Here is an 18012-nt window from a genome sequence, read left to right as displayed (position 1 = left end):
GGAGCGCAGGGCTGTCTCAGCGCTGGCGCGATTCTATGAACTGTGCAATGCGCTGGGCGGCTTCCAGGCATTCTGCGGTCTCGGCCACCAGGGCCATGCGCACGCGCCCGGCGCCGGGGTTGCGGCCATTGGCTTCGCGCGCCAGGTAGCTGCCGGGCAGCACGGTCACGCCGGTGGCGGCGTACAGCTCGCGTGCAAAGTCGGCGTCGTCCAGGCCCAGCGATTCGGGAATGCCGGCCCAGAGGTAGAAGCTTGCGTCGGGCAGGCGAACATCCATCACGCGCGCCAGCACGGGCGTGACCTGGTTGAACTTCTCGCGGTAAAGGCGGCGGTTTTCCTCGACATGGGCCTCGTCGGCCCAGGCCGCCATGCTGGCCGTCTGCACCACGGGGCTCATGGCACCGCCGTGGTAGGTGCGGTACAGCAAAAAGGCCTTGATCAGGGCCGCATCGCCCGCCACGAAACCGCTGCGCAGGCCAGGCACATTGCTGCGCTTGGACAGGCTGGTGAACATCAGCAGGTTTTTGTAGTCCGCGCGGCCCAGGCGCTGCGCGGCTTCCAGGCCGCCCAGGGGGGCGGTGCCGTCGAAATAGATCTCGCTGTAGCACTCGTCGCTGGCAATCACGAAGCCGTAGCGGTCGGACAGCGCAAACAGCTTTTCCCACTCGGCCAGCGGCATCACCGCGCCCGTGGGGTTGCCGGGCGAGCACACGAAGATCAGCTGGGTCTTTTCCCACACGTCGGCGGGCACGCTGTCCCAGTCCACCGCGAAGTTGCGTGCGGCGTCGCTGGGCGCGTAGTACGGCTGGGCGCCGGCCAGCAGGGTGGCGCCTTCGTAGATTTGATAGAACGGGTTGGGGCAGATCACGCGCGCGCCGTCCTGGCTGGCATCCACCACCACCTGGGTGAAGGCAAACAGTGCCTCGCGCGAGCCGTTGACGGGCAGCACCTGGGTGGCGGCGTCCAGGGCAATGCCATAGCGCTGGCGTGCCCATTGGGCGCAGGCCTCGCGCAGCGCGGGTTCGCCGGCCGTGGCGGGGTACTTGGCCAGGCCGCCGAGGTCGGCGCTCAGTGCCTGTTCGATGAACGCTGGCGTGGCATGGCGGGGCTCTCCGATGCCAAGGCTGATGGGGCGCACGCCCGCCGGTGGCTGGACCCCGGTGAACAGTTTGCGAAGACGCTCAAACGGGTAGGGCTGGAGTCGGGAGAGCAGGGGATTCATGGGCTCGCATTATGGATTGATGCGCTTTCGGCATGCCGTTGTCACAGGGGACTGCGGGTCTGCACGCTGGCTTTTTTGCATTCTGTTACCTATTCTGGCATGGTCTCGACTGGGGCCATGCCATCTCGTGTGGCGGGGCTTCGTGAACGGTGAATTCCAGATACCAATGACTAGAGAGGCAATCAGCTATGCAGGCAGGCGCTGGCATGGAAAAAGTGGGAAACAAGCATCGTAAGCATACATCCGGCCCCGGGGCCGGCTTCCTTGTATGCGCCGTGTGGGCATTGGCGGGGCCGCCGCTGGCGCTGGTAGCCGGTTCGGCGGGCTTGGGGCCCTGGGTTTGGGGTGCCTTGCTGCTGTGGGCCGGGCTGCTGCTGGGCGGCATGCACAGGCTCTGGTCGCGGGTGATCGGCGAGCGGGAATTGCTGCAGCAGGCCATGCAGGGCATCGCCCAGGGCGACCTGAGCCAGCGCGTGACCGTGGAGGCGGCCGCCTCGCAGGAGGGCGCTGGCGCTGTCCAGACGCCCAAGGCGCTGCTGGGAGGCATGGTCACCTCTCTGTCGGGCATGGTGGCCGATGTGCGCAGCAATGCGGCGCTGGTGGCGCAGGCCGGGCAGCAATTGGTGAACGAGCACCAGGCGCTGTCCGATCGCACCGAGCTGCAGGCCACCAACCTGGCCCAGACCGTGGTCAGCGTGGAGCAGTTGAGCAGCGCCGTGCAGCACAACGCCGATGTGGTGGGCGTGGTCCACCACCAGGCCAGCGCCGTGCGCGGCGCCGCCGATGAAGGCGTGGTGGCCATGGGCCGCGCCGTGGAGTCGGTGGAGACCATTGAGAACAGCGCCGGGCGCATGCGGGAGATCATCGGCGTGATCGACGGCATTGCTTTCCAGACCAATATCCTCGCGCTCAATGCCGCCGTGGAGGCCGCACGGGCTGGCGAGCAGGGCCGGGGCTTTGCCGTGGTGGCCAGCGAGGTGCGCTCCCTGGCCGGCCGCTCGGCGGAGGCGGCGCGCGAGATTCGCCACCTGATTGGCGATGCCTTGACCCAGGTGGAGCACAGCACCGAGTTGATCCGCACGGCCGGACGTGGCATGGAGCGCGTGACCGAAGGCATCCGCCAGGTGGCCGAGCACATGGGCGAGCTCTCGCAGTCCACCGGCAGCCAGAGCACGGGCCTGGCCGAGATCAGCCGCGCCGTGCACCAGATCGACGAGATCACCCAGCACAACGCGCAGATGGTGGGCCACGCGCTGGACCAGGCACGCGCGCTGCAGCAGCGCGCCCAGATGCTGTCAGGGGCGGTGTCGCGCTTTCGGCTGCAGCAGGGCACGGCGGAGGAAGCCGTGGCCCTGGTCGAGTCGGCCCTGGGCCTGGCGCGGCGCGGGGTGGCCACCGATGCACTGCTGGCCGCCGTGAACGACCCCGGCCAGCCCTTTCATGACCGCGATATGTACGTGTTCGCCCTGGCCGCCGACGGCAGCTACCGCGCCTTTGGCGGCAACCCTGCGCGTGTGGGCGTGCGCGTGCAGGAGCTGCCAGGCGTGCGGGGTGAGCAGCTGCTGGCCGACATCATTGCCCAGGCCGAGCGCGGCCCAGGCTGGGTGGAGTACGACTTCAGAAACCCTGCCACGCAACAGGTACAGACCAAGATGTCCTTCGTCTGCAAGCATGGCGGGCTGTACTGGGGTTGCGGGGTCTACAAGAGCTTGGCGCTGGCTGCGTAGGCCTGCCACGGCCTGCGTGGGTGCCTATGGCGGTCTATGACCATCGATTGGCATCCATAGGCTTGTACTGGCGGGCGTAGGCGGGTCTCGCTGCCCGCCCACATCCACTCAATGCCCGTTGGGCGTTGAGGCGCCACCCGCACGCTGGGCGCGTGCGCGGGCCAGGATGGCTGCGATGGTGGCCTGCTTGCTGTCGGTCGCCAGCGGTGGCGCCGGGCAGGGCGTGGAAGGGCTGGCGTCGTCGGCCATTTCCTGCTCCCCCAATGCAAGAGGCGTCTGCGCCCGGGCGGCACCCAGGCGCTCGCGCTCCTGTTCACGCTCTCGGCGCAGCACATAGCGCTGTCGCGCATGCTCGGCCTGCTGGGGGCTCCAGGCAGACCAGCCTGTGGCCGGGCCGCTGGCGTTGTGCAGCTCGATGCAGTCCACGGGACAGACGGGGATGCACAGCTCGCAGCCCGTGCAGTGGGCGGCGATCACCGTATGCATGAACTTGTTGGCGCCCAGGATGGCATCCGTGGGGCAGGCCTTGATGCACAGGGTGCAACCGATGCACCAGGCCTCGTCGATCACGGCCACGGTGCGCGGGGCTTCCGTGCCGTGCTCGGCGCTCAGTGGGACAGCGGGCCGGCCCGTCAGTGCAGCCAGCCTCTCCACTCCCGCAGCGCCCCCGGGGGGGCACTGGTTGATGCCGGCCTCGCCCGAGGCCACGGCCTGGGCATAGCTGGCGCAGTCGGGGTAGCCGCAACGCGTGCACTGCGTCTGCGGCAGCGCCGCGTCTATGCGTGCTGCCAGATCGTCGCGGGCAAGGATTGCGAAGGCGGACATGGCGTGCCGGGCTTGCTCGGTGCTCAGCCTGCCTGCACCTTGGCACCGCGCTTGCGCGGCTGCTCGGTGGCCGAGGGCGCGTCATCGCTCAGGCTGCTGGTGTGACCTGCCGCGCTGGCGGCCGTGGCGCTTTCGGGCTGGTGGGCACTGATGAACTCGCGCACCTGCGGGTAGACGATCTCTCTCCAGCGCCTGCCGCTGAAAATCCCGTAGTGGCCGGCGCCCGGCACTTCAAGGTGCTTGCGCTGATCGGCCGCGATGCCCGTGCACAGATCGTGCGCTGCGCGCGTCTGGCCCGAGCCGGAGATGTCGTCCAGCTCGCCTTCGACGGTCAGCAGGGCGCTGCCCTTGATGTCCTGCGGGCGCACCAGCTCGGCCTGGCCTTCGGGCGAACGCACTTCCCAGGTGCCATGGACCAGCTTGTAGTCCTGGAACACCGTGGCGATGGTCTCGAGGTAGTAGTCGGCATCCATGTCGAGCACGGCGTTGTACTCGTCATAGAACTTGCGGTGATGCTCGGCGCTGGCGTCGTCACCCTTGATCAGGTCCTTGAAATAGTCGTAGTGGCTATTGGCGTGGCGGTCCGGATTCATCGCCACGAAGCCCGAATACTGCAGGAAGCCCGGGTACACGCGGCGACCCACGCCCGGATAGCCTTCGGGCACGCGGTAGATCACATTGTTCTCGAACCACTCGAAGCTGCGGTTCTGCGCCAGGTTGTTCACCGAGGTCGGCGAGCGGCGCGCATCGATGGGGCCGCCCATCATGGTCATGGACAGCGGAGGCGTCTCGCCACGGCTGGCCATCAGCGACACGGCAGCCAGCACCGGCACCGTGGGCTGGCACACGCTGACCACGTGGCACTGGCCGTACTTGCCCTGCAGGTAGCGGATGAACTCCTGCACATAGTTCACGTAGTCGTCGAGGTGGAACTCGCCATCGGCCAGGGGCACCAGGCGGGCGTTCTTCCAGTCGGTGATGTAGACCTTGTGGCCGCCCAGCATGCTTTGCACCGTATCGCGCAGCAGCGTGGCGTAGTGGCCCGACAGCGGCGCCACGATCAGCACCACGGGCTGGCTCAGCATGGTCTGCAGCGTATCGGTGTCGTCGGAGAAGCGCTTGAAGCGGCGCAGCTCGCAAAACGGCTTGTCCACTTCGACGCGCTCGCGGATGGTCACGTCAACGCCACCCACATCCACACTGTGCAGGTTGAATTCGGGCTTCTCGTAATCCTTGCCAAGGCGGTAGAACAGATCGAACCCGGCGGCCATGCGCTGGGACATCGGACCTTGGCTCAGCAACGAGTGGGGGTTGCTGTAGAGCTTGGCTGCAGCTTGCGCGAAATCGGCAAAGGGCTCGACCATGGCGCGCTGGATTTCGTAGAGCTGATAGAGCATGGATACAAGGGGTTGTTTGGATATGTTGCAGTGCAATATATCAGCAGCAAGCTAAGAAAATTGGTAGTAAAACCCCTTTGATGCTGTCGCGTAAGTGATAGTTTTTACCGATAGGCCTGGGCGAGCGGCCGCCTCAGCCCTGGCCATCCTGCAATGCAGTCCCCCGCGCTAGGCGGCAAGCGCCGCCTCGGCCGGTTTGGTGCGCGCAAGCCGCATCACCTCTGAAGGCGGCAATTGCTTGAGCTGGTGATTGCTCCACACCTGGCGCCAGCGGCGCGCCCCCGCCAGCCCGTTGCGCAACCCCAACATATGCCGCGCGACGGAGTACCAGTGCGTGCCATGCGTGCGCGCCTCGCGCTCCATATACGCCACCATCTGCTCCTCGATGGACTCGCGCGTGTGCTCCACGCTCGCATCGCCGTAGTACAGCGCATCCCACGAGGCCAGCCACCAGGGGTTGTGATAGGCCTCGCGGCCCACCATCACGCCATCGACCTGCTGCAGCAGTTCCTGCACCGTGGCATCGGCCTTGATGCCGCCGTTGATGGCAATGGTCAGTTCCGGAAAATCCTGCTTGAGCCGGGCCACGATCTCGTAGCGCAGCGGCGGGATCTCGCGGTTTTCCTTGGGCGACAGGCCCTTGAGCCAGGCATTGCGGGCATGCACGATGAACACGCGGCAGCCCGCATCCGCCACCGTGCCCACGAAATCGCGCACGAACTCGTAGCTCTCATCCTTGTCGATGCCAATGCGGTGCTTCACCGTGACGGGCACATCCACCACATCCACCATCGCCTTCACGCAATCGGCCACCAGCGGGGCCTCATTCATCAGGCAGGCGCCAAACGCGCCGCGCTGCACCCGCTCGCTGGGGCAGCCGCAATTGAGGTTGATCTCGTCATACCCCCACTGCGCCCCCAGCCGCGCAGCCTGCGCCAGATCGGAAGGCTCGCTGCCACCGAGCTGCAGTGCCACCGGGTGTTCCTCGGCCTCGAAACGCAGATGCCGCGGCACATCCCCATGCAGCAGAGCGCCCGTCGTCACCATCTCTGTGTAGAGCAAGGTGTGGCGGCTCAGAAGCCGGTGCAGGTAGCGGCAGTGCTTGTCGGTCCAGTCCATCATGGGCGCAACGGACATGCGCCACATGTTGGCAGGTGCTTGATTTTCTACGTTTGTCATTGATCTGATTGGGTTTTTTGCTCTGGCGTCGTTGCCTGATTCTTCGCCATTCAACCCCGTTTTTGCTGATTTTCTCGCTGGCTTTGCTACATCCTTCACCTGTAGCAAAACAGATGGGAGCATCACTTCACGCAAGCGCGCACACGGCTTGCTTGCTCGCTTGCCTGCACCGCACAGATCCGGCTGATGGAGAACGGCACGTTCGTCCACCGCGAAAGCCAGACCTACCGTCGGAAAGTGCTGGCCAACGAGCGGCTGCGCAGGCGCGAGTACGAAATGGACCAGGAGCGCGCTTCCTGCCAAGCTGTGCACAAGAAAATTTCAGTGGGGGAGCCACTGCGGGATTATGTCAGTGCGGCCGAAAACGTGACTGAGTGGGGCCGTAGCAAAAAGGCCGACATCGCGCGCCTGCAGGCCTCTGGTCGGGCTGACCTACAGGCCACCAAGCTCACGGTGCAGGATCTGATGGGCTACACCAAGAAGCGGCGCACGGAAGGCGAGGCCGGCCCCGCCACCGCGCTCAATGACATGGTGTGGCTGCGCCAGGTCTTCCTGCATGCTTCGGCCGCGCGCGGCATCGATGCGCCGCTGCAGGTGCTGGACCGCGCCAAGTCCGAACTGATGCGCACGCGGGTGATCGCCAAGCCGGCTCAGCGCTCGCGCCGGCTGCTGCCCGAGGAAGAGGCCAGGCTGCTGGAGCACTTCGCCAGCCGCGACGGCCGGGCGTCGATCCCCATGCGCGACATCATGCAGTTCGCGCTGCTCACGGCGCGGCGCCAGGAGGAGATATGCCGCCTGCGTTGGGACGATGTGGATTTCGAGAAGGGGGTTGCGTGGCTGGATGACGTGAAGCACCCCCGCATGAAGAAGGGCAACCGGCGGTGCTTTCGGGTGCTCAATGCGGCAGCCGACATCATCAAAAGTCAGTCGAGGGAAGAGGGAGCGGAATTCGTATTCCCCTACAACAACAGATCAGTCGGAGCTGCATTCACTCGGGCTTGCCATGTCCTTGGCATTGAGGACCTGCACTTCCACGACTTGCGTCATGAGGCGACGAGCAGGCTTTTCGAGAAGGGATACAGCATTCAGGAGGTTGCCCAGTTCACATTGCATGAAAGCTGGGCCACGTTGAAGCGGTATGCCGCAAGCATTGGACGTACAGCAATGAGCGTGCGCTCCATCACCCATCTGGTCGCCGCCAGTCTGGCCGCCTTCTTGGCCTGGAGCTAACAGGGCGCCCGCCTGGGCGCTGACCTGGCCGAGGCCCGCACTGCAGCTACAGGCGAAAAGCTGGCTGTCAGCACAGCCCAGCGCGCGGCCGACGCCCGAGTGCGCCGCGCAGAGCAGTCCATCAACACCAACTACCAGGAGGCGCTGAATGCCGCCCGAACCCGTGAGGCGCTGCTGCGCCGTGAGCTTGATGACCTGCGCATTGTCTCTTACAGCCTGCGCGAGCAATCCGCAGATGCTGCCCGCCGACTTGCCAACGCTCCCCCCGCCGCCGTCCTTGAGTACGCCACTGCCCTCGGAGTCGTATTTGAAGACTGCCGCGCAGCGTATGCGGATATGGCAGCAAAGCTGATGGGCATGCAACTGATGCAGCCCTGATGAGTGATTCCTGGCCCAACACGTCGCGTTGACGAGCGCGCGGGCGGGCAAAAGGAAAAGCCACCCGGAGGTGGCTTTTGTCTCAGACTTGTCGTCGCCGCATTCTTGCCAGTCCGAAAATTGACATCAGCGCCGACAACACGATGAGGCCCCACTCAGAAATCGTGGGAATTGCATGCGAGGCTGCAGGTGCCGCCAGCAACATGGGCGCGAAAGGATCCATGATCACGCCCGGCACGGTGGTCTCGTTGTCGCCTTCGCCGTCATCCGTGACGCTATAGCTCACCGAATTGCCATTGACAGCCAGGTCCGGCGGCGTGAACCAGCCGATTTGCATGGGCGGCTGTCCGTGGGGCCCATATTTTTGCATCGTCAACCCCGCCAGGCTGCCGGCCGGGTAGTCCACCTGCACCTGTAGCTTGGCGCCTGCGCAGCCAGTGGTACTGAAGAACAGCGCACCCACTGGGAAGGATGCATTCGCCGGTGCACTGGGAATGCCCGACGCACTGATGCGAAGGGTTCCGGGGGACACCGTGCAACCCGCCTGGGTGCTGGTGACCAGTACGGACGCATTGCCTGCGTTGCCGGGCAGCGGTACGGTTTCGGCGACCGGTGCTGTCACAGCTACTGAATAGGCCCGTGAGCCTGTGGCACCGTTGGCATCCGTGGCCGTCACTGTAAAGCTGCTGGTGCCGCTGGAGGAAGGGGTTCCGCTGATGGTGCCCGTCGATGTATTGAGGGACATACCTGCTGGAAGGCTGCCTGAACTGATGGTGTAGCTATAGGGAGCGGTGCCACCCGACGCGCTGATCGTGGCGCTATATGTGGTGCCTTGGAGCCCTGCGTTCAGGGAAGCCGGCGCCACAGCCAAGGTCGGGGCACTGACGGTGATGGATACCGTGGCCGGGCTGGAAGTGCCGCTGGCATTGGTGGCGATGTAGGTGAAGCTGTCAGGGCCTGAGTAACCGGTTGTCGGTGTGTAAGTGACGCTGGTCCCGCTGGCCGTGGTAGTGCCGTGGCTGGCTGCGCTGGCGATGGCCACGCTAGTGGCTGCGCCGCCGCTAAGGTTCAGTGTGATGGGGTTGGCACTGCTGTTGGCAGCAACCGTGGCGCTGACGGCGCCGGCGACGGGCGCTTGGGCATTGATTGCAAATGTGTAGGCTCTTGATCCCGTGGCACCGTTGGCATCTGTTGCCGTGATGGTCAGGTTGGTGGTACCACTGGAGGAGGGCGTACCGCTGATCAGTCCGGTAGAGACGGTCAGGCTCAGCCCGATGGGAAGAGTGCCAGCGGTAATGGTGTAGGTGTAGGGCGCCATCCCACCGGAGGCAGACAAGGTGGTGCTGTAGCTTGAGCCGGTCGTGCCGTTGGGCAGGCTGGTGGGAGTTAGCGCAATTGTCGGAGCGCTGACGGTGACGGATACCGTGGCCGGGCTGGAAGTGCCTGTGGCATTGGTGGCGGAATAGGTGAAGCTGTCCGGGCCTGAGTAGCCTGCCGTGGGTGTGTAAGTGATGCTGGTCCCGCTGGCCGTGGCAGTGCCGTGGCTGGCTGCGCTTGCGACCGCCACACTGACAGCAGCGCCGCCGCTGAGATTCAGCGTGATGGGATTGGAACTGCTGTTGGCGGCTACTGTGGCGCTTACTGGTCCAGCGACAGGCGCCTGGGGTGCGATCACGAATGTGTAGGCTCTTGATCCCGTGGCACTGTTGGCATCTGTGGCGGTAATGGTCAGGTTGGCGGTGCCACTGGCGAAGGGCGTGCCGCTGATCAATCCGGTGGAGGTATTCAGGGCCAGTCCGGGAACAAGACTTCCAGCGGTAATGGCATAGGTGTAGGGCGCGGTCCCCCCTGATGCCGAAACGGTGGCGTTGTAGGGGAAATTGACGAAGCCGTTGGGCAGGCTGGCCGGGGCTATGGCAAGGATCGGGGCACTGACCGTGATGGACACCGTGGCCGGGCTGGAGGTGCCTGTGGTATTGGTGGCGGTATAGGTGAAGCTGTCCGGGCCCGAGTAACCAGCCGTGGGTGTGTAAGTGACGCTGGTTCCGCTGGCCGTGGCAGTGCCGTGGCTGGCTGCGCTGGCGACTGCCACGCTGGTGGCGGTGCCGCCACTGAGGCTCAGTGTGATGGGGTTGGCGCTGCTGTTGGCTGCGACCGTGGCGCTCACTGCCCCTGCAACAGGCACCGGCACGTTATAGGTATATCCATTGGTAAGAGTGGCCGAACCGCCAGGCGTAGTGACCGAAACATTCACAGCGCCTGCCGCATGGGCTGGCGTGGTGGCCGTAATTGTAGTGGCGTTGTTGACGGTGTAGCCCAAGGCAGCTGTACCTCCGAAGCTGACTGCAGTGGCGCCCGTCAGATTGTTACCGGTGAGCGTGACCGAGGTGCTGCCGGCGGTGCTGCCGCTGTTGGGGGCGAGGTTCGTCAGCGTGGGCACAGCGGAACTGGTGACCAACAGGTGATACGTGGCCACACCACCGTCGTTGTGGCCGTCATTCAGAGTGATGCTGAAGGTATACGCGCCGGCTGTGGTAGGGGTGCCATGCAAGACCGTGGTCGCCGAGCCTGGCGAAGCGTCCAGTATGAGTCCTGGCGGGAGGCAAGGCGTCACTCCGTCATAGTCTGGGTCGTTTGCGTCACACTCTACCCACATGTCCAAAGGCATTGTGCCCCCTATGGACGATATGGTGATGCTCATGGACTGTCCTACGGCGACGGTAGGTAGCGCGCTTCCTGTGACGGGGTTGGTGATAACTGGCGCCGCCGCATGGGACGAAGCTGCCAACATGAACAATTGCAAGAAAAAAACGGCGATCGCTCGAAGAAACCACGGTAAGAGCCGTATTTTTTGCGGAATTTTTATCATGTAGGCCATAGCTAATTACCTGGTTTTATATTTGGAAGAATGCTTTTGCTATTGAGAAATTCTTCTCAATTATTGCGATTAAGTCTCGAAAAAAACATAGCTTGAATGCACTCGTTGCTGTCAATGGCTAGAGTAGCGCCCAGTGATTTTAGTAATAAAAAGTATATTTTCCTATCACTGATTTCTCTGTGCAAATGGCCAGCGTCGTTGGGTAAGGATGGTTGTCGGCGGATTTTTCACGATGTTCCCCACTCGTACCAAGCCTGCCAACCTGCCGTGATTCAAACCACGTAAGGACGCACATGAGCTTGAACGACGACAACCTGCGCCTCCTGTCCGACGCCGAGCGCGAGGCCATGGAAGACGACGACAAGTACGACCCTGACACCGACAACGCAGCAGCGCTGGCGGCCCTGGGTCGCTTCCCTCTCGATGCGGAAGTGGAGGAAGAGAGCAACGACGACGCGGCTGACGCGGGCAACGGCATGTCCGGCTACCGGCCTGGTGCGCACGATGGTGGACCACGCGGCGAAGCTGCGCGCCAATGTCGTGTCCGTGCGCATAGGTGGCAAAGATCAGTACATCGTGTTCAACGAGCGCAACGAGAAAGCCGTGCGCCTGGCCATAGCCATGAAGAACATGGACGCCATGGAGCTGGACAGGTTCACGCGGGGCGCGGCCTGGATCACGTGCTGGTTCGCATCCGTCAACACTCAGTACAACCCGGTGTTCGGCGTCATGAACCTGGCGCGCGACCTGCAGGGCGCCATGCTGCAGCTGTCCACCACGCCGCTGGCTGGCAAGCAGGCCGAGGTGTTCCGCAACATCCGGCGCAACACCCGCTCCATCTACAAGGATCTGCGCCGCGAGCGCAGGGAGGAGAGCGCCGGCACAAGCGAATGGGCCAAGTTGTGGGAGCATCTGCAGCTGGGCGGCGGCACCACCCGCTACCGTGACCTGCACGCCGATCCCAAGGACTGCGCCAAGGCACTGCAGAGGGCGCTGGACCAGGTGGGCGCAAGGTGGTTGGCAACGGCCGCGCACTGCTGGCCTGGCTGTCGGGCTTCCATGAGACCCTGGAAGCCACAACGCGCCTGGGCGTCTACAAGGCTGCGCTGGACCAGGGCATCAGCCGCCAAGAGGCCTCTAGCATTGCCAAGAACATCACGGTGAACTTCAACCGCATGGGACGAAACATGCCCGTGGCCGGCACGCACTTCGCTTTCCTGAACGCGGCGATACGGGGCAACAAGCGCATGCTGGAGACGCTGGCTGGGCCGGCCGGGCGCAAGGTCATGATGGGCGGGGGGCCCTGGGCATGGTGTCGGCCATGGCGGGCTACCTGATGATGGGCGGCGGCGATGGCGCGGACGACGAGCGGAAGAAGATCCCGGACTTTGTGAAAGAACGGTCCATCATCATTCCGCTGGGCCGACAGGACTATGTGGCCATCCCGCTGCCGCTGGGGTTTCATGTGTTCCCCGACATCGGGCGGATCATCGTGGAGATGGCCGTGCACGACGATCCGACCAAGAACCGAATGGGTCACGTCCTGGGCATGGCTGCACTAGCCCTCGATGCCTACAACCCGCTGGGCGGGTCCGCTGATCTGGGGCAGATGGCATCGCCTACCTGGTTTGATCCCGCGCTGGCCCTGGCTCGCAACAAGGATTGGACAGGCCGGGAGATCTACCGAGGGGACCGGAGTTCAAACGACCCGATGCCAGGCGCGAGCCGGGTGAAGGATTCGACCGCGAAAGCCTTACCGCTGGCTGGCCTCCTTTGCCAATGCCGCGACGGGCGGCAACGAATGGCGACCCGGTGCTGTCAGCGCAACGCCTGAGGCCATCGAGTATTTGGTGGAGCAGATCACTGGCGGCGTGGGCCGCGAGCTGAACAAGGCCGCGGCCATGACCACGTTCGCCTTCACTGGCGAGGAACTGGCGCCGCACCAGATCGTGCTGGCGGGCCGCCTCTACGGGAACACGCGCGGCGCTAACGGCCAGGGCAACGCCTACTACGAGAACCTCAAGCGCATCAACATCAGCGAGAACGAGTTCAAAGCCCGGGGTCAGCGGGGCGAGGCATGCTGATGCCGTGCTGGCGGATGTGCCGCTGGCCAGGGCTCATGGCGCAGCGAAGGCGCTGGACAAGAAGATCTCGGACCTTCGCAAGTACCGCCGTAGCGTGCAGGCGAGCGAGGCTACGGGCAAGCGCGATCAGGTGAAAGCGATCAATCAGGAGATCGAGCTTTCAATGCGGCTGCTGAACCAAGCGTATGAGTATTCTTTGCATTGATCAATTATTTTAGTCTGGTAATAATGATTGCTCATTCCCATGGATAGACTATTTTTAGTGCGTGCAATCATGCAATTCATGTTATCCCTATGTAATTTTATTTCATCAAGAGGGCATAATTGAGTGATACCGTGACAGTCGTTTCAACGAAAAGGAGAAAGATATGGCAACCTCAGATTTGGCCGATAAAATTGCCTTTTTGAACGGCTTAGATATTTCCAGAGATAATCCCGCTGCACTTGTGGTTGATTTTGCTCTTAGGGCAAAACGTGCTGATCTTTTCACTAGCAAGCAATTGTTGGGCGCAAAGTTAAAGCTCATAGACAGTAATGGGTTCGAACTACTCAACCAATTGGTTGAGGAAGATGAGCAAGAAGCACCAGCACCAGCACCAGCACCAGCACCAGCACCAGCACCAGCACCAGCACCAGCACCAGCACCAGCACCAGCACCAGCACCAGCACCAGCACCAGCACCAGCACCAGCACCAGCACCAGCACCAGCAGTTTTGCAAGCGCAGGTTGACGCGAATATCGTCTTTGATAAGTCAAAAAGCCAAGCAGTAATAGCAAGCTCTACGTTAATGACCTACGAAGCTGGAGTTGATGCAATTTTGCGGGAAGCTATAGCTGACTCTTTAATACTTGCTAAATACTACGCCGATAGTGTGCAGAATTTTGAATCATCTCCGAAAGAATGGTTTGAAGCCTATCTGCGCGTTCTGGAAGCATGCGGATGGGCAGTAAGTGGATTGCTATCTAGTGACTATAAATCGGCGGGAAAGGCAGCACAGGTGCATCAAGCAATCATTGGTTTGCTAGCAGCTGTGGCGGGAGGAGCAACCGGAGGACTGCTGCTAGCAAAGGCACTTCTTGAGTCGTTAGATAAAATGGACGAAGGCGAGTGGATTACGCTTTGGAAAAAAGAAACATTTCAGTCGAAAATTTCTCAATTCCAAGTCGGGTTTGCTAGCATGAAGGACGATTTTGTGGTTGTGAGTCTTGCTCTCCTGTATCTGAGGGCTGCAAAAAATCTTCAGCAGGTTCTATTTTTTAAGTGGAATAATGCCGAGGCGGATTTGTATGGGAGATCTCAATCTGTTTTGTTAGACAAAGCGGTCGTGCTAGAAACTGCGCCGGTTGTCAGAAGTAAAGTTAGACAAATGCGCGGAAACTTTCTTAGCTCTATTATGAATTTGACGCCGAATATTTAGAAGATTTATTGATTGATTTATAAAAGCACTCGATTCGGTCAAGTGCTTTTCAATTTATAATCTGTCTGTCGGATTTCTGTCAGAATTGCATTGCGGGTGCTGATATATTTTATGAGGCGATATTTCTTGTCGCATGCATGTTGTTTATCTAAATAAATAGTGCAAATGAAATTATTTTTCAAAAAATACCGTGATGCAATTATTTGGATAAGTACAGCCTGTTTCGTTTGTGCTTCATCGGCGCAAGGCCTAGATGCTCCTTCAATAAAAGAGCAAACTAAGCGCATTATTGAAGCCGTTTCTCACTATGGGACGGCCATCGGTTGCATGGACGTGGCTCCCACATCGAAAGAGATTGCCGCAATGATTCCGTATCAGTCGATGGAAAATCGACTTGATGCAAAGTTCGCCGTTATTTGGTCGGGAGACATCGGGTGTAACGGCGGCTCTGGCTCATCCGGAGCTCACATTGCGATTGTTCGTGTTGGTAGCGGAGACACCTTCTATGTCAGTGCGTCAGAGTCCGAGCCACAAATTGATTCTCCATTGCCGAGATCGGTAGAGCGGCTAGTAGGAGCTACAAAAAACTCACTGATCCTGGATACCAGAGATTATGGTGAGAAGGACGCAAACTGCTGTCCTACTGAGCGCCAGAGAATAACTATCAGGCAATCAGAAAAGGGAAGCTGGAAGAAAGTTGAGATGAAGCAACTAGCGCCTGCAAAGTACTGAGCATGTGCGTCATCGAGGATCTGAAGCAACGCCGAGGTGTAGTGATCACACTACGATGTTGCTACGGATCTTTTTAATGATGTTGTAGTTCTTTGTTTTTAAAGGATTTTTTTGTATTGTGGATCCCATCCATCATGGGCGCCACGGACATGCGCCACATGCTGGCAGGTGCTTGATTTTCTACGTTTCTCATTGATCTGATTGGGTTTTTTGCTCTGGCGTCGTTGCCTGATTCTTCGCCATACAACCCCGTTTTCCTATTTGTTCAACTCTAAGCACTCAATCGGAATGATCACCGCACACAAGCAGGCAGGCGGCTCGCTGGCTGACACCGTACAGGTCCTGCCAATGGGAACGGTACCTTCATCCACAGCGAGAGTCCGGCCTTCATCGGACGGTCTTGGCGGACGAGTGTCTGCGTAGGCGCGTGTATGAAATTGAGCAGGAGCGTGCATCTGGCAGATGCAGCACAAGAGAGTTTCAGTGGGGGAGTCGCTGTGGGACTATGTCAGCGTAGCTGAAAACGTGACTGAGTTGGGCCGTAGCAAAAAGGCCGACATCGCACGCCTGCAGGCCTCTGGCCTGGGTGACCTCCAGGCCTCCAAGCTCACGGTCCAGTTCGGTAGGGTCAATCTCCAAAGAAAAAGCCCCTGGCGCGCACGCACCCAAGGGGCTTGAGGCGCCGCCTAGACTTGGCGCGCACCTCCTTGCTTGGTGTATCGGCTGCACGCCGCCTAACTTTTGGCCTTTTCGATCAGGAATTGCCTGCGGTTCTTGCCGTTGATCCAGTTCGGCGGCTTGCCGCGGCCGATCCGGGGAGCACCCGTCTCGGGGGGAGGGCGTGGAATCTGGGCATGGCCACGAAGCTCTTCGCCTTGGAGCAGCTGGCAGGGAACACGTTCTGCTCGGGCAACTGGCGTTCCTGAACCAGGGCGCGAACCTCTTCCAACGCACCGGCTTTTTTTCTGTTTTCATCATTTCCGCGATGCGTACATCCGGCTTGGCCTTTTGCTGCAGTGGGTTCGGCGCCGCATCCATCGTCCCTGTGCACGGGGACGTGCCTTGCCGACGCTGGCGCGGCACTGACCATCGCCGACAAGACTGCCTTGAATCCAAGCGAGTGGCATCACTGACGCAAAAATCATCCATTGCGCGAGGCTGGTTGTGGTAGCTACATGTAAGTGGATGAAAAGATTCGAATGAATTTGATCTTCATTTGCGTGATGCTAGTAAAGAATTACTATCTTCACCAATGCCTTTCGATGTCATATTCTTGAGACTCATTGATCGATGCATCGAATAATGCAATTGGAGGCATGCCAAATGAATGCTGAAGAGAAACAAGAATCATTTGCACGGCAATCGCGGTTGCAGGCATTGTTGATTGACCCGGAGGTAGAGGACGTTGCAGGGTTAAACCTGTTGCTTGGTCAGGCTGGATATGATCTGCGGATGGCAGCAAGCTCGCCAGAAGCATTGGCGGAGTTTTCTGGTGAACGAATTGACTTGTTGATATGCAATACGCATGTGCTTGACAAGGATGGCGGACAGTGGTTGGAGAGTATTGTTGGACAGTTCCCTGACCTGTTTGTGATTTTTCTTTCGGAATACGGTAGAACTGTGATTCCGAAAGGCATTGGTCGTTTGATGGGTTTGTACCGTCACATAGTAAAACCTTGGAATAGTGAGCAATTTTTGGATGCTATTGATCAATTAAACGATCAGAAAATTACACGCCATGAGACTATTCGTCTGGATCAAAAAAATAAAGCGCTGACGAAGGAGCTGGCAGAGTTAAATGCAACTGTTGAGCTTACTGCCCATGTGCACGACGACGAACTGTTGGAGGCGCATAGGAAGCTTAAGAAGAATTTCGTCGCAGCTATCCGGATGTTTTCCAATCTTCTTGAGTGGCGGGGCGGGCTGCTTGCAGGGCATTCTAGACGCGTTGCGGACCTGACCCGTCGAACCGCAAATATCATGCAGCTAAGCGAAGAAGATCAGCAGAATTCTTTTGTTGCTGCGCTCATTCATGATATTGCCCATATTACTCTTGCCGATGGGATGTTGAACAAGCCCGTCCCAAGCTTGAGTCATGAAGAGCTGGAAAAATATAGGAATCACAGCAGCTTGGGAGAACAGTTGCTTCTGCCGATAGACGATGCGCACCCGGTCGCTACTCTCGTCAGGTCCCACCATGAGCGATTCGACGGGGCAGGTTTCCCTGATGGCCTGAAAGGGAAGGATATTCCAATAGGAGCTCGGATAATAGCGGTTGCTGATTTTTACGATGACCTGATGATAGGGCATTTAAGCAGCAAGCCCCTAAATTGTGCAGAGGCAAGAACCCTCATTTCGCATGGCAGAGGAACACAATTTGATCCAGAGGTTGTCGATGCTTTCTTGCAGATTTTGATACAGGCAACCCCCGTTGCCGACCCAGCCCCACTTTATGTTCCCTGTTCGGAGCTCCGGCCAGGAATGATTTTGGCTCAAGACTTCGTATCGAGGGAAGGGTTGGTATTGCTTACGGCAGGTCGAGTTTTGACGACAGACTTGATACGCAGAATGCAATTGCGTGTTGATCTTGGCCGGAAGTTGCCGATTCGTGCCATGGCCTCGGCTGTTTGATGATTTTTGAGATTTTGTAATTGTTTTGGTATGGGTTTGATCAAGTTGTTAATGGTTTTTGCTCTCTGCTTGTCTTGAAGAACTTCAGCAGAATTTCACCGTTGGATGTAATCGCTTGTTTTTCTGATATGTCAGCTATATGTGAAGGCGGTACTTCTGTGGAATATAGCTTGCTGTTGCTTATTCTGTATAAAATTCTCTTGTCTCCGACTATGAATTCATCTCCTTCAATCAGTCCTATATACCGGCCATTTTTGGTATAGGCTTTCCACCATCCGCCTTCTATCATTTTATGCCTCGCGATACTATGG

General features: G+C 59.8%; 17 protein-coding genes. 10 read left to right on the top strand and 7 right to left on the bottom strand.

Annotated features, from left to right (window positions below):
* Window positions 1-16: 16 nt before the first annotated feature.
* Window positions 17-1222, bottom strand: coding sequence for a succinyldiaminopimelate transaminase (dapC, locus tag INR38_RS22695; RefSeq protein WP_207443498.1), 1206 nt, complete (start codon window positions 1220-1222; stop codon window positions 17-19).
* Between the two features lie 188 nt (window positions 1223-1410).
* Between dapC and INR38_RS22690 the strand changes: the two genes are divergently transcribed.
* Window positions 1411-2949 (top strand): methyl-accepting chemotaxis protein, encoded by a 1539-nt coding sequence (locus INR38_RS22690; protein WP_207443497.1) that lies wholly within the window; start codon window positions 1411-1413, stop codon window positions 2947-2949.
* A 108-nt stretch (window positions 2950-3057) separates the two neighbouring features.
* On the opposite strand, the gene rsxB is transcribed toward INR38_RS22690, so the two are convergent.
* From rsxB to dusA, 3 genes are all read right to left on the bottom strand, one after another.
* On the bottom strand, window positions 3058-3774 hold the full coding sequence (rsxB, locus tag INR38_RS22685; protein WP_096916177.1) for an electron transport complex subunit RsxB: 717 nt from the start codon (window positions 3772-3774) through the stop codon (window positions 3058-3060).
* 23 nt (window positions 3775-3797) lie between these two features.
* Complete coding sequence (gene phaZ, locus INR38_RS22680; RefSeq protein WP_034393218.1) at window positions 3798-5171, bottom strand: polyhydroxyalkanoate depolymerase; 1374 nt, start codon at window positions 5169-5171, stop codon at window positions 3798-3800.
* A 168-nt stretch (window positions 5172-5339) separates the two neighbouring features.
* A complete protein-coding gene (gene dusA / locus INR38_RS22675) occupies window positions 5340-6350 on the bottom strand; it encodes a tRNA dihydrouridine(20/20a) synthase DusA (protein WP_207443496.1) in 1011 nt (336 codons plus the stop codon).
* Window positions 6351-6536: 186 nt separating this feature from the next.
* Between dusA and INR38_RS22670 the strand changes: the two genes are divergently transcribed.
* Together INR38_RS22670 and INR38_RS22665 are read left to right on the top strand one after the other, a co-directional pair.
* Complete coding sequence (locus INR38_RS22670; protein WP_123693157.1) at window positions 6537-7580, top strand: site-specific integrase; 1044 nt, start codon at window positions 6537-6539, stop codon at window positions 7578-7580.
* 99 nt (window positions 7581-7679) lie between these two features.
* Complete coding sequence (locus INR38_RS22665) at window positions 7680-7958, top strand: hypothetical protein (protein WP_242699163.1); 279 nt, start codon at window positions 7680-7682, stop codon at window positions 7956-7958.
* Between the two features lie 82 nt (window positions 7959-8040).
* On the opposite strand, the gene INR38_RS22660 is transcribed toward INR38_RS22665, so the two are convergent.
* On the bottom strand, window positions 8041-10836 hold the full coding sequence (locus INR38_RS22660) for an IPTL-CTERM sorting domain-containing protein (protein ID WP_242699162.1): 2796 nt from the start codon (window positions 10834-10836) through the stop codon (window positions 8041-8043).
* Window positions 10837-11108: 272 nt separating this feature from the next.
* Entirely contained in the window at window positions 11109-11390 is a 282-nt protein-coding gene (locus tag INR38_RS22655) for a hypothetical protein (protein ID WP_207475997.1), read from the bottom strand.
* Between INR38_RS22655 and INR38_RS28795 the strand changes: the two genes are divergently transcribed.
* The 4 genes from INR38_RS28795 (at window position 11377) to INR38_RS28780 (ending at window position 13125) form a co-directional block, all read left to right on the top strand.
* Window positions 11377-12000, top strand: coding sequence for a hypothetical protein (locus INR38_RS28795; RefSeq protein ID WP_242699161.1), 624 nt, complete (start codon window positions 11377-11379; stop codon window positions 11998-12000). The genes INR38_RS22655 and INR38_RS28795 overlap by 14 nt on opposite strands.
* A 157-nt stretch (window positions 12001-12157) precedes the next feature.
* Complete coding sequence (locus tag INR38_RS28790; RefSeq protein WP_242699160.1) at window positions 12158-12670, top strand: LPD38 domain-containing protein; 513 nt, start codon at window positions 12158-12160, stop codon at window positions 12668-12670.
* Window positions 12573-12920, top strand: coding sequence for an LPD38 domain-containing protein (locus INR38_RS28785; protein WP_347566768.1), 348 nt, complete (start codon window positions 12573-12575; stop codon window positions 12918-12920). The genes INR38_RS28790 and INR38_RS28785 overlap by 98 nt, the downstream gene beginning before the upstream one ends.
* Before the next feature lie 4 nt (window positions 12921-12924).
* Window positions 12925-13125 carry a hypothetical protein gene (locus INR38_RS28780; RefSeq protein WP_242699159.1) on the top strand — a complete coding sequence of 67 codons (201 nt, stop codon included), beginning with the start codon at window positions 12925-12927 and terminating at the stop codon, window positions 13123-13125.
* Between the two features lie 344 nt (window positions 13126-13469).
* On the opposite strand, the gene INR38_RS22645 is transcribed toward INR38_RS28780, so the two are convergent.
* Window positions 13470-13697 carry a hypothetical protein gene (locus INR38_RS22645; protein ID WP_207443495.1) on the bottom strand — a complete coding sequence of 76 codons (228 nt, stop codon included), beginning with the start codon at window positions 13695-13697 and terminating at the stop codon, window positions 13470-13472.
* An 11-nt stretch (window positions 13698-13708) separates the two neighbouring features.
* Between INR38_RS22645 and INR38_RS22640 the strand changes: the two genes are divergently transcribed.
* The 3 genes from INR38_RS22640 (at window position 13709) to INR38_RS22630 (ending at window position 17701) form a co-directional block, all read left to right on the top strand.
* Window positions 13709-14338, top strand: a complete 630-nt coding sequence (locus tag INR38_RS22640) for a hypothetical protein (RefSeq protein ID WP_207443494.1) — start codon at window positions 13709-13711, stop codon at window positions 14336-14338.
* Window positions 14339-14503: 165 nt separating this feature from the next.
* On the top strand, window positions 14504-15070 hold the full coding sequence (locus tag INR38_RS22635) for a hypothetical protein (protein ID WP_207443493.1): 567 nt from the start codon (window positions 14504-14506) through the stop codon (window positions 15068-15070).
* A 1323-nt stretch (window positions 15071-16393) separates the two neighbouring features.
* Window positions 16394-17701, top strand: coding sequence for an HD domain-containing phosphohydrolase (locus INR38_RS22630; RefSeq protein WP_207443492.1), 1308 nt, complete (start codon window positions 16394-16396; stop codon window positions 17699-17701).
* Window positions 17702-18012: the final 311 nt, after the last annotated feature.

The organism is Delftia sp. SD018, assembly GCF_017355445.1.
GTDB classification, from domain to species: domain Bacteria; phylum Pseudomonadota; class Gammaproteobacteria; order Burkholderiales; family Burkholderiaceae_C; genus Comamonas; species Comamonas acidovorans.
Note: the sequence above shows the minus strand (reverse complement) of the source record. Positions and strands in the feature narration are given on the sequence as shown.